The following is a 12,701-nucleotide window of genomic DNA, read 5'->3' on the forward strand; positions in this document are numbered from 1 at the left end:
AAAAAAACCTCCCTATTTAATAATTCCAGCCTCCTTTAGTGGTGGCTGGAACTTTTTTTAAGCATTGAAAAAACGGTGTCTGAATCCAAGCGGGTTTATCGCATTGGGATCAGGCACCGTTTAGGTTTATTAAACTAGTTCATGTACTGGTTGAAGCATTGTTCCTGTTTCTTTAAAGTTTGTATGCCATGAAAAAGCTTTCTCTAACACATGCGGAGTTTGTCCGCCTCTTTCAAGCGCTTCATTATAGTATGCTCTTAATTGGTCACGGTACGTTGGATGTACACAATTTTCAATGATTAGCTCTACGCGCTCTCTTGGAGCTTTACCGCGTAAATCAGCATAACCTTGTTCCGTAACAATAACGTCAACATCATGTTCAGTGTGGTCAACGTGAGACACGAAAGGTACGATGCTAGAAATTTTTCCGCCTTTTGCGATTGATTTTGTAACGAAGATACCAAGACGAGCGTTACGAGCAAAATCTCCAGATCCGCCGATTCCGTTCATCATGTTTGTACCCATTACATGTGTTGAGTTTACGTTTCCGTAAATATCAATTTCAAGAGCAGTATTAATAGAAATTAGACCCATACGACGGATAAGCTCCGGATGGTTCGAAATTTCTTGTGGGCGTAAAATAATTTTATCGCGATATTTATCAAAATCAGTGTAAAGTGATGAGATTCGTCCTTCGGATAGTGTAAATGAACAGCCAGAAGCAAACTTAATTTTATCTTTATCCATTAAGTCGAATACTGAATCCTGAAGTACTTCAGAGTACACTTCCAAATCAGTAAATTCTGAATCTCCAAAACCGTGGAAGACAGCGTTTGCAATTGAACCAACACCTGATTGAAGTGGAGCTAATTTATTAGTTAGGCGGCCAGCTTTGATTTCTTCACGAAGGAAATCTAACAGATGATTAGCCATAACAACTGTTTCTTCATCTGGAGGAACAATTGCTGATGGAGTTTCAGTTTGGTTTTTAATAACGATTCCAGCGATTTTTTCCGGCTCAACTTTAATACCAATTTCACCAATGCGATCGTCTACTTTAGTAAGAGGAATCGGTCCGCGCTCCCCTTGCTTTGCAGGTAAATAGCAATCATGAACACCGATTAAAGACTCTGGGTGAGCTAGGTTTAATTCTACAATCACTTTTTTAGCAAACTCGGCAAAAACAACATTGTTTCCAACAGAAGTTGATGGAATAATTGTCCCGTCTTCAAGAATTGCAACCGCATCCAAAATAGCGTAATCGATTTCATCGATGCAACCTTGTCTTACCAATTCAGCTACATGTGATAAATGATTATCAGTGTATAACATTTCAGCTTTATTAATAGATTTTCTCATTACAGCATCCGCTTGGAATGGTAAACGTTTGTTGATGATTCCAGCTTCAGCCATGATTTGATCTGTCTCGGCTAAAGAAGCACCGGTATAAACATTTACTTTAAATTCTTCGCCTGCTTCCGCACGCTTTACTAATGCTAAAGGAACTGCAGTAGCATCTCCTGATTTTGTAAATCCACTTAATCCTAATGACATACCGTCTTTAATCCAAGAAGCTGCTTCTTCAGCAGTAACGATCTTATCATGTAAACGAACATCTTTAATACGGCTTAAATTGTTTTCCACGATACCATCCCCCTATTATACATCTTTAAAGATATTTTACTGGATGTATTACAACAGATAGGGATTTTTGGACGAAATTAGACAATTTTGTGACAAAACGCTTAAATTTCGACACAAAACAGAAGTATTTTTCAGAATACTAGTAATTTTCTAAATCAGAATACTAGGAGTTTTCTAAAATAGCTCGAATAAGACTGACTCACTGGGATGCGATCTCCATTACTCATTTTTAAAACAAAGGTCGAATGAGTATCAGGAAATATTTCTTTAATGTGATTAACGTTAACAATGAAGGAGCGGTGACAACGAATAAACGATTCCTTCGGTAAAAAATATTCAAACTCTTGTAATGAGTACTTATGAGTACCAGAAAGTTGTTCTGTGAACACATGGGTTTTGCGATCTTTAGCCTCTAAATAAACGACTTGTGAAAACGGAATCGGGATCCAGCCTTCATGGATTCTAACCGTCACAAATGATTTTCCATCGTTTAGGGCTGGAAAAACGGCTGTCACACAACCCTCGAGTTTTCCTTCATGAAAGAATGGAACTGCCATTCCATAATAAGGAACTCCAAATATTTCACGATTAATAAATTCTGAAACTTTTTGTTGAGAAGTTAATGCTTTGTAGGTGATGGTTCCCTCTCTTACGGGATCACCGGGGCATATTTTTAAATCAATCCGTTTACTCGGTCGATAGTAGATATAGTCTGTGGTGTTTGAAACGGCAATAGAGGTTTCATCTGAAAATAACTCACCAATAACATCTAAAAGTGCAACTGCCGTTAATTTCTCCATCTGCAACACCTTTCAAAAATAGTTTAATAATCTAGTATAATTTTACACATTTTCGACATAACTTTCCATAATTAGCACTCAACCACTAACTCACATTAAAGCAATGGGGGACAGTCCCCCATTGCTTTAATGCGTTGCAGTTTGTTATGTTATGACTTAACAAATGAAGTTTGAAACATCATAATGGTAGGTGGAAGTGTTTTAGGGAGGTTGGTTTCTCTATGAATAAGTTCGGAAAATTAATGTATCGTTTTAAAAAGACAGTTATTATTATTTGGATTGCGATTATTGCTGTTTTTGGAATTTATGCCACTAAGCTTCCATCTGTCCTAAGCGGGAACGGATTTGAGTTTAATGGCGAGTACAAACAAACCCGGCAAATTCTCGACGATGATTTTGCGCAACCAAAATCATCCATCATTGTTTTATTTGAAAAAGAGAAGAACGTAAACAAGGCAGACTGGGAGAAATTTATCACTGATTCATTGAAAAAGGCCGGTGATATTCCAGCTGTTGAAAGCGTAGTGTCTCCTTTTGAACAACAAGGTATGAGCAAAGAAAACCACGCCTACGGAGTTTTAACCTTTGAAAAGGAATCTGGAAGCTTAGGCGAAACCATCAACAAGCTTCGTTCGGTCCTTAAAGATAAGGATGGAATGAAGGTATTAATTACAGGTGAACCGGTGATTGTAAAGGATCTAAACCAAGCAAGCCAAGAAGATTTAGCTAAAGCCGAAATGATTGGCTTACCCATCGCTCTTATCGTACTTGTGTTAGCGTTTGGAAGTTTAGTTGCAGCGAGTATTCCCATTATTGTTGGAATCTTATCGATAACCATCACGATGGGAATTGTCTACTTCTTTAGTTATTCGTTTGACCTGACGATTTTTATTTTAAATATTGTTCCAATGATTGGGCTTGCCTTAAGCATCGATTTCGCTTTGCTATTTATCAACCGTTTTAAAGAAGAGATTGACCGTTCCTCTGTTGAAGAAGCTGTCATAACAACGGTAGCCACTGCTGGGCGTTCAATTATTTTCTCCGCTTCCTGTGTATTTATCGGGTTGCTCGGCTTAATGTTTATCGAGATTGATATCTTCCGAAACGTCGCACTTGGAGGAATGACAGTCGTATTTGTCGCGGCACTCTCAGCCATTACGTTTTTACCAGCATTACTTGCATTATTGGGCCGGCGAATCCATTCCCTTAAAGTATTAAAGCTTAAAAGTGATAACCAGGGAATATGGAGTAAATTTGCCCATCTTGTGATGAAACGACCTGTGATTATGGCAGGATTGGCGCTTTTCATTTTAATCACCGCCCTAATTCCGGTGAAAAATATGAACGTTACCGTCCCAGGAATTGACGCTTTGCCACCTACTTATGAGGCTAGATTGGCTTACGATACCTACGAGGATGTATTTATTAAAAAAGAGAAGAGCAACGAAAATAAAGTAGCTTTAATTATTGAAACAGATGACAACATGCTCGATGAACCCAATAACCTGAAAAAAGCCCAAGTTGCTCTTGAAAAAATAAAGGACAACAAGGATGTTGAATTAGTTGAGTCTGTTTTCTCTTTATCCGGAATTTCAGATGTGAACCAGTTTGTAATGGGCTTATCTCAACCAAATAGCCCTCTAGCGCCACTGGCAACTCAATTCATTTCAGGAAATAAAATGCTCGTTAATGTCTACTTAAAGGATAGTCTCTCCACCGGAGAAAAACGGGAATGGGTAAGAAAATGGATGGACAAAGACCTTGGAGTTAAAGCCTATTATGGCGGAAGCATCAAATTTGAACAGGAGATTTTTGATGAGATCTTCAAGCAAACCCCAAAAGGCTTGGCTTTGATTCTTGTGTCTACTTTTCTTATTTTAATGATTGCGTTCCGATCCTTACTTATCCCGATCAAAGCAATCATTATGAATATCTTAAGCTTAAGCGCCACATTTGGCATTGTTGTCTGGATCTTTCAAGAAGGGCATCTTGGAATCGATCCGGTTAGTATTACCTTAATGCTGCCTGTGTTTGTGTTTAGCTTAGTATTTGGCCTTTCCATGGACTATGAAGTATTTTTGATTTCTCGGATTCATGAGATTTACTTAGAAACGAAAGATAACCATCGAGCTACGTTAGTAGGATTGATATCGACTAGTAAAATCATTACATCTGCAGCGGCCATTATGATTGTTGTAACGGGTGCCTTTGCGTTTACCGGAGTAACCCCGGTTAAACAAATGGGTGTTGGGATTGCACTTGCGATTTTCATCGATGCTACTATTATCAGGATGGTTCTGGTTCCATCCTTAATGAAGCTGTTCGGCGATTGGAACTGGTGGCTGTTCGGTATGAAACAGAAACTAACTGAAAAATAAAAACAAAAAGGGTGACTTGTAGCCACTGCAAAAAGCAGTAGCAAGAAGTCACCCTTCCTTTACCCCTTTACCGTACCGGGGGACAGTCCCCCAGTGCGGTAAAGCTTTACAGTACAAGATCGCACGTACTTACTACATCCCTGTTAATTAATGCTGATTCACTTCCACATTACGAGTCTTTGGTTTTGGTCTCTTGGTTATCATTAACCGCTCGTTCCCCATCAAAAACACAAATAGAAATGCCATAACGGATGGAACTAAAGCCCACATAAACGTATGAACAATGGAATCCGAAAGTGCGTTTATGATTTTAGATAAAATTTCAGGAGGAATTTGCCCTCTTACCCCTTCGGATAATATCGCGTTCGCATCTCCATTCCCGCTTCCTGCGACGGGCATTTTCCCCGCTCCCATACCAGCAAAAGCTGATTCAAGTTGGTTTGAAAAATCATTCCGTTGGATCATCCCAAACACCGTGATCCCAATGGTCATCCCTAACGAGCGAATGAAGTTGCTAGTGGAAGATGCCGACCCTCTTTGGGTTATGTCAAAATGATGAATCGCCGACATCCCCAAAACAGAAAATGAAAAGCCGACACCAAATCCGACTATCATCATATAAACCGTTAGTATTCCTCTGCTAGTGTCCGGATTCACAGTACTTAATAAAATAAATCCTAGAATTAAAATAACACCTGATAGAAACATAATGTTTCGGTAACTCATTTTCGTAGTCAAAAACCCGCCTAACTGTGCAGTCACGACAGAACCCACCATCATCGGCAGTAGGACCAACCCAGAGTTTGTTGCTGTTCCGCCATAAACTCCTTGCACAAAAATTGGAATATATACAGTAGCGGACATAAACGCTGCACCATAAAACAGAGCAACAAGTGCACTACCCGCAAATAAGCGATTGGAAAACATTTTAAACGAAATGATTGGGTCTGGAGCCTTTGTTTCCGCATATAGAAAAAGAACTAAAAATACTGCAAACCCCGAAAATAACCCTAAAATAACAATCGAATCCCAATCATACTTTTGCCCGCCTAGCTCAAGGGCAAACATCAGGCAGACCACTGCTCCGACCAACAGACCAGCTCCCCACCAATCAATCCGCTGCTTTTGATGGACTGGAGACTCTTTATAAAATAGAACAATGAATAACAGGGCAAGCACACCAAGCGGCATATTAATATAAAACACCCATTGCCAGCTTAAATGATCCGTTATGTAAGCTCCAAGCAATGGACCAAATATACTTGATAATCCAAACACCGCTCCGAAAAGTCCGCCCATTTTCCCTCTTTTCTCAAGCGGGAAAATATCAAAAACAATCGTAAAAGCAATCGGAACAAGAGCCCCTCCGCCAATTCCTTGAATCGCTCGGTATATGCTGAGCTGTGTAATAGTTTCAGCGGTGCCACAAAGAGCAGATCCCGCCATAAAAAGAATTAAACCAAATATAAAAAATCGTTTTCTGCCATACATATCTGACAGCTTTCCAAAAATCGGCATACCCGCCATTTCAGCAACCATATAAGCGGACACTACCCAAACAAAGCTTTCCAGACCGCCTAACTCCCCCACAATCGTCCCCATCGCGGTAACAACAATCGTATTGTCCATTGATGCCATTAGAATCCCAAGCATTAACGCAGCAACAACCCAACCTAACTTCTGTTTTTCCATTGTCAATTTCTCCACCATCCCCTAATTAACACATTTTACGGTTTTCCTTAACTAAAGCGTTAGGATCCACCGATAATTCCTCATTATATTCCACGACCCCAATTTCACATCCTGGACCAATCGAAATTCTTTTTCCTCTTACTATATTAGCCGTTGTATTTTCCAGGTAAACCTCATCCCCCTCAATAACACCAGCCTCCAAAATGCCCTCACCAGAAAATAAAGAAAACAAAGTTGACTTTCTTTTTACAATAATCTTCTCTCCACCAATTTCTTCCGCGCTGCTTGAGCCGTATCGAGGAAAAATCTTGATCGTTTCAGCGTTTAACAACCCCTTAATTTCAAACGCCCCAGTTGAGTAGAAATTTTCAAACTCTGCGTCTCCGTTCACCGACAAACTCCCTTTAATATTGGCATCCTCTCCTGATATTCTAGTACCAATATCAAGGGTTCCCCATACTTTCATCCTTTTGATCGTTGCGGTCCCACCAACAGAAGCAGTCCCTAAAATTTTCAATTCAGCTGCATTTAAATCTCCGCAAATTTCTGTTTCCCCTAGAACATCAAATCGTTTGGCATTTCCGTTTTTTAAAATATTACTTGAGCCATAGGCTTTAAAAACATTACAATCAAAATCAGATGTAATCGTCCCGTCTCCTCTGATTTTGATTTTTTCATAAGTACCTCCGCCATAACTCCCAGAGCCATTAATAATAAGATTGTGGTTTTCTCCCATCTTCACTGCCCCCTTTCTTAATTTATATTTGATGGTGTTCCTTTACCTTTCCATTCTTCTCTACTCGAAACGATTCCTTAAATTCCACTAAGTCAATTTCACAGTTCTCACCTATGATTATATGATTCCCACGGACCACTTTTGCCTTTGTGTTTTCTAGTTCTATGTGATCTCCTTCAATTACGTCCGTTTCTAATCTTATTGGAAAAACTATTTTAAAAAGATCACGTAAAAAATTAGGTTTCTGTTTGACCCGAATTCTCTCGCCACCAATTTCAACTGCTCTGCACTCACCACCGATATGGATTTCCACTTTCTCTGCAGATAATAGGCCGCCAACATTAAAATTCCCTTCTGAATGAAAGGATTCGGCTTCACAGTCCCCGCCAACGAAGAAACTGCCTCTTACTTTTAAGTTCTCACCTTTTACATGGCCTTCAAAATAGCCCTTTCCCCTTACAATTAGCTTATTAACCTTAGTGTCTCCGCTAATTACTGCTTTCCCCTCTATAAACAGATCCTCACAAGCGACGTTCCCAAATATCTTTGCACTTCCACTAATTTTCGTTTTATCACTTTTTACATCACCATTAACTGTACCAGTTCCATTGCATTTTAAGTATTTACAATCCAATGCCCCGTTCACAGTCCCTCTTCCACTAATTAGGGCCGAATCAAAAATCCCGCCATTAGAAGTTCCCACACCATTAATGATTAAGTTACCCAGACTCAAAGAACTCATGTTTTAGCCCCCTTACATTAGCTTCGTTTTTAATTCCTCAATACAAGTATTAAGTGATAATCGCACTACCACTTTTGTTCCCTTTTCAAACTGAATTGCTTCAACACTCGTTACTAATAAACATGACGATATACCAAATTTACGAAAGAGAATCAATTCATTTTCTTTTTGTTTAGTCCTTTCACCACTGTAATCTACTAACAGTTGAAGCAACATCTTACCTTCTTCTAAGTTTATTTCACCGGATTGAAGAAGATTTTCTAAAATAAATAAATGAAGAATATTTTCAAAAGAAAATTCCTGTACTTCGCCCATCTGCTCCTGGTAAAAACTAACCACACCATCCGAAACAATGTTACGTTTTAATAGCACTTCTTTTGTCAAATGAAATTCTATAGCAGAAGGTGACAACATATCCGCTAGTTCATCTAATGAGAGATGATCTTTCATCGTTTGGATTTTTTCAATTCGTTCTAAAATCTTTTCCTTTGGAAAGAATGTTTCCTGGCCGGTAAAGGTCGATTTACGAATGAACCATTCCTCTGGAATAAGGTCCTTCCGCTTCCACCTATACAACTGCCCATAAGAAATCCCAGTTAAATCTAATAAATCTTTTTTTGAAATAAGCTCATTATCCATAAGAACGGCCCCTTTCTATGAAACAAAGCGTAACATAACACTGTTACGTTGTAAAGCCTAAAAAAAGAAACACCCTTTTAACGCATTACAGTGCCGGGGGACTGTCCCCCGGCACTGTAATGTGGTAAAGCTCTGCATTGGGGATGGATTTCACTTTACCCCCGAACTCCCGAATCGTTAATCTCTTATTTGATATAAAGGTCTTACACTTAAATCTTTGGCAAACTCTTCGCTATGCTTGCGACGTTCTTTCCGCAATGCGATTCTTTGCTTAGCTGTATTAAACAACATCTTTTCTTCTTCTGTCTCCGGTACAACTTCAGGAACACGCACGGGCTTTCCGTTCCCATCAAGTGCGACAAAAGTAAGGAAGGAAGTAGCGGCCAAGCGGCGTTCCCCTGTTTTTAAATCCTCTGCTACAACTTTCACAAATACCTCCATAGACGATTTGCCAACGGAAGTTACGTATGATTCTAAACAAACCGAATCCTGCGTGCGAATTGGTGTTAAGAAATCAACAGAGTCTGTAGAGGCAGTGACCGTATCAGCACGCGAATGTCTTGCCGCAGAAATAGAAGCTACGTCGTCAATATAGAACATGAGCTTGCCGCCATATAGAGTGTTATGATTATTCGTATCAATCGGGAATACACGACTTGTTTTAATAACAAGAGATTCTTTACAATATTTTTTTGTTACCTTTTCCATTTGTCTTTCCTCTTTTCATGGTAAATATTAGTTAACCTAGATGACAATTTTCTTTTTATAAAGTAAATGAATAACAACCTGCTATATTCAATTACTATTACAATCATAATCCCAATTAAGAAAAAGTGGTATGCATTTAGCTCATTCATAGATTGTAAAAAAATAACCCCTATTATATTAGCTATTATAGCAACTACAATGGATATTATTTTCCCCACTCTTTTATCTTTGTTCAATAGTAAAAATAAACAAATTAAACCTCCAGCCACAAAAAAGAAATAATAGAGATTTACATACATTGGAGCAAAGATCGTCGTATCAAACACTTGCTTTTTATACACCAAATACCTTGCTACGCCCATTTTTTCTGTTGAAAGATACTCCAACACGATTACAAATAGTATACTGAAAAATTGAGCAATAGCCAGTACAAAATGAACAAAAAATACTTTTGTATTTTTTACCACATTAACCATTCCCCTCATACAAATAGAAAAAGGCAATACAAAAAACTCATATTGCCTTTCTCTTTCTATTATATTGATCTTTCGTTAATTAGGCTTGCCAGTTTCTGTAGGATTGGAAGAGTCCATACTCCACTCATTCCATCCGCCATCATATAAGGTTACATTTTTCAAACCAATTACATCTGCATAGAACAACACTTCAGCTGCCCTCCAGCCTGTTCCACAATAGAAAGCAAGCTTATTATCAACATCTATCCCGTCTTGTTTCCACATTTCGGTAATTTCTAACCCATTGCGCATGGTGTTATCTACATTTCTAAAATCTTCAAGATTACTATTATCAGAGCCTGCATGTCCCCAAATAGCACCAGCAGGGCGACCTTTTGCATCAATATAATCATAGCCTGAAGTTTTACCGATAAATTCATCCCAGCTTCTAATATCTACAAGAGTACTAGTCTTATTTTTATCAGCAAGAATTTCCTTTGCTTCTGGTAAATCGATAATATAATCTGGGTTAACTGGTACCACAGCGCCAAAAGAATCAACAGCTTGTTTTGAATTCACTTTCGTTTCAACGTCATATTTTGCACCAGACCATGCAGTATATCCGCCATTTACGACTCTAACGTCTTTTACACCCATATATTTCAAGATTACAGCTACCCGGAATGCAGGCATTGAGTCGCTGCCATATAAAATGACCGTTGTATCCGTTGTAATCCCATTTTTCAAAGCAAACTGTTCTAAATCTTTATCCTTTAAGCGATTCCAAACTGGCCCTTCTTCAACTTCGTCCGTATTAATATGGACAGCTCCAGGAATATGGCCCTTTTTATAATCCTTTGCTTCTTCTCCCCAGCTTGCTTCAAAAATTTTAAATGGTTTTCCTTCATTGTCCTTTTCGATTACATCTTTCACCCAAGATACCGGAACAAGCATTTCATAATTTGGATAGCTTTCCATTGCTAAATCGCTATTTGCTGCCCATTCTTTCACATCATATTGATAAATATTTTTAAAGCCGTTTTCCTTTAAAAATCCTGCTACTTCTACAGTATCTTTTCCGTTGGCATCATAAAGGACAACGTGTTTGTCCTTCGTTATTTCTTTATTTTTCAAAATTTGCAGTAGTTTTTCATCCAATTTTTCTTGATCTGCTTTAAGCCAAGCTGCAGAAAAATCTACAGCGCCTTCTATATGGCCTCCTCTTTCAACTCCATCCATTGGCCATCCGTTAAAAGCGTCATTTGCTCTTGTATCAACAAGGATCCAGTCCTCTTTATCGATATTCTTTTGAAGCTCATCAGTACTTATCTTTTCAACTTTTGTTTCGCTTTGTTGATTCGTCTCATCATTTTTACTCGCCTTCTCATTGCTTGTGCAAGCAGACAAAACTAAAATACAGCTTAGTAAAAAAAACAGCAGACTACTTTTAATAATCCTCAACGTGTTTCCCCCTAAATTATGTTTAAAAACATCTCTATTTTCATTATAGTAAAATAACTTTCTTAAATAAATTCATATTATCTATATGATAGATTAGTAATTATCTATTTTTTGAATAGGAAATATTAGTCTTGAATAAAACAGGTGCCAGTCCCCCGTTGCTTGAATAACATAAGCAGCGAAGGACTGGCACCTTTTCATCCCTTTCCATGAACCAAATTATCCCAAACCCCATATTCTATAATGCTTTCGTTTATTCTGAAAGGAGATCTATGATGATGTACAATTACCCATACAACCACCCTACAGTACCTGGCTACTTTCACGGATATTATCATTATCCCTACCCCAGAACCTATCCACCCGTGGATACAAAAACGTTCTCAAGTTCCGTTCAAAAATTTCGCATTCTGATGGAACAAGGCAGTATATTGTTAGCCAAGCTAGGAGAGGCTTCGTTTGAAACAAAAATGATGACTGCAGCCCAACAAGGTAAGCAGGCTGAAGTCGAAAAGTTAATTAAATCAATCGGTTTAAGAGTACCCGTAACGACACAGTATACCCCATCTGCTATTAAGTTCACTCTGCAAACGCCCCCAGAGCCTAATAACTTTAACAGCTGCTGCTCCCTGACCGTATCACTAAAATGGGGTAATCAATAAAAACACTGCCCTCAACCACAATAACGCATTACAGTGCTGGGGGACTGTCCCCCAGCACTGTAATGCGTTATTGTTATGGGGAATGAAAGGCTTTTGGCTTTTGGCTCTTGTTTGGATCAACTTAGGTTATTCCCCGAGTTCATCTACCAGTTTTTCCGCTACACGTCGGTACATATTGCTGATGTTCACTAATGATAAAATCAGTAAAACTTTTTCAAGATAATCGTCACCTTTATCTTCAAGACGATTCATCTCTTCTTTTACCTCCTCAGCCCGCACCAGCAATGAATCTCTAATATTCCCTACATTATGATCGAAAAGATTCAAATAGCTTTGATAAAATTCCCCTAGCTCTATTTCCTCTTTGAGAATTTTTTCGTTAATTCCATCAAGCGTCAGCTTAATATCATTTATAGATAAAGCACCTTTTAATTGGTAAATTAAACCGATTAAGATGATATGTTCTTTAGAATACTTTTTATTTTTGATTGGAAAAAGTAGTTTTCCTTTTGCATAATTATTAATCATTGTTTTCGTTAAGATTTTGTCATCTTTATTGCGCTTTGTACTGCTGTATGTATTTTCAAAGAACTGGATGACTTGATCCATATATAGATCAATATTAGGAATATCCTCCAATTCAATTTTTCTTTCAAGGCCCAAATTTTCAACCAGCTCATTAAGGTTCTCCATATAAGTACCTCTATTTCTTATTTTTTAAAAATCATTAATAGTTTCATTTTAGCATAAACTAACCGTTGACTACATCCTATAATAGGTATAT

Annotated in this window: 12 protein-coding genes; 2 read left to right on the forward strand and 10 right to left on the reverse strand. The window is 38.2% G+C overall.

The features are described from left to right. Positions 1–129 precede the first annotated feature (129 nt). Together ACI48O_RS01675 and ACI48O_RS01680 are read right to left on the reverse strand one after the other, a co-directional pair. Positions 130–1,644, reverse strand: coding sequence for an acetyl-CoA hydrolase/transferase family protein (locus ACI48O_RS01675; RefSeq protein ID WP_435559961.1), 1,515 nt, complete (start codon positions 1,642–1,644; stop codon positions 130–132). 155 nt (positions 1,645–1,799) lie between these two features. Next, positions 1,800–2,444: a LytTR family DNA-binding domain-containing protein gene (locus ACI48O_RS01680; RefSeq protein ID WP_435559962.1), complete on the reverse strand. Its 645-nt coding sequence runs from the start codon at positions 2,442–2,444 to the stop codon at positions 1,800–1,802. Between the two features lie 221 nt (positions 2,445–2,665). Between ACI48O_RS01680 and ACI48O_RS01685 the strand changes: the two genes are divergently transcribed. Further along, a complete protein-coding gene (locus tag ACI48O_RS01685; protein ID WP_435559963.1) occupies positions 2,666–4,822 on the forward strand; it encodes an MMPL family transporter in 2,157 nt (718 codons plus the stop codon). 147 nt (positions 4,823–4,969) lie between these two features. Here ACI48O_RS01685 and ACI48O_RS01690 read toward each other — a convergent pair whose 3' ends face one another. The 7 genes from ACI48O_RS01690 to ACI48O_RS01720 all read right to left on the reverse strand — a co-directional run bounded on the left by ACI48O_RS01690 (position 4,970) and on the right by ACI48O_RS01720 (position 11,255). Next, entirely contained in the window at positions 4,970–6,532 is a 1,563-nt protein-coding gene (locus ACI48O_RS01690; RefSeq protein ID WP_435559964.1) for an MDR family MFS transporter, read from the reverse strand. Positions 6,533–6,539: 7 nt separating this feature from the next. After that, complete coding sequence (locus tag ACI48O_RS01695) at positions 6,540–7,250, reverse strand: cytoplasmic protein (protein WP_435559965.1); 711 nt, start codon at positions 7,248–7,250, stop codon at positions 6,540–6,542. A gap of 22 nt (positions 7,251–7,272) precedes the next feature. Further along, positions 7,273–7,992 (reverse strand): polymer-forming cytoskeletal protein, encoded by a 720-nt coding sequence (locus ACI48O_RS01700; protein WP_435559966.1) that lies wholly within the window; start codon positions 7,990–7,992, stop codon positions 7,273–7,275. A gap of 12 nt (positions 7,993–8,004) precedes the next feature. Next, on the reverse strand, positions 8,005–8,631 hold the full coding sequence (locus ACI48O_RS01705) for a YhbD family protein (protein WP_435559967.1): 627 nt from the start codon (positions 8,629–8,631) through the stop codon (positions 8,005–8,007). A 177-nt stretch (positions 8,632–8,808) separates the two neighbouring features. Next, entirely contained in the window at positions 8,809–9,339 is a 531-nt protein-coding gene (locus tag ACI48O_RS01710; protein ID WP_435559968.1) for an acyl-CoA thioesterase, read from the reverse strand. After that, positions 9,327–9,806, reverse strand: a complete 480-nt coding sequence (locus tag ACI48O_RS01715; RefSeq protein WP_435559969.1) for a hypothetical protein — start codon at positions 9,804–9,806, stop codon at positions 9,327–9,329. Before ACI48O_RS01715 ends, ACI48O_RS01710 begins: the two co-directional genes overlap by 13 nt. A gap of 84 nt (positions 9,807–9,890) precedes the next feature. Beyond that, positions 9,891–11,255: a rhodanese-like domain-containing protein gene (locus tag ACI48O_RS01720; protein ID WP_435559970.1), complete on the reverse strand. Its 1,365-nt coding sequence runs from the start codon at positions 11,253–11,255 to the stop codon at positions 9,891–9,893. A gap of 275 nt (positions 11,256–11,530) precedes the next feature. Between ACI48O_RS01720 and ACI48O_RS01725 the strand changes: the two genes are divergently transcribed. Then, the gene (locus tag ACI48O_RS01725; RefSeq protein WP_435559971.1) at positions 11,531–11,917 is read left to right on the forward strand and encodes a YuzC family spore coat inner layer protein; all 387 of its coding nucleotides are present in this window, start codon (positions 11,531–11,533) and stop codon (positions 11,915–11,917) included. 126 nt (positions 11,918–12,043) lie between these two features. Here ACI48O_RS01725 and ACI48O_RS01730 read toward each other — a convergent pair whose 3' ends face one another. Further along, positions 12,044–12,610, reverse strand: coding sequence for a DUF1836 domain-containing protein (locus ACI48O_RS01730; protein ID WP_435559972.1), 567 nt, complete (start codon positions 12,608–12,610; stop codon positions 12,044–12,046). Between the last annotated feature and the right edge of the window lie 91 nt (positions 12,611–12,701).

It is taken from the genome of Neobacillus terrisolis, from assembly GCF_051233475.1.
In the GTDB taxonomy this organism is placed as follows: Bacteria; Bacillota; Bacilli; order Bacillales; family Cytobacillaceae; genus Bacillus_BU.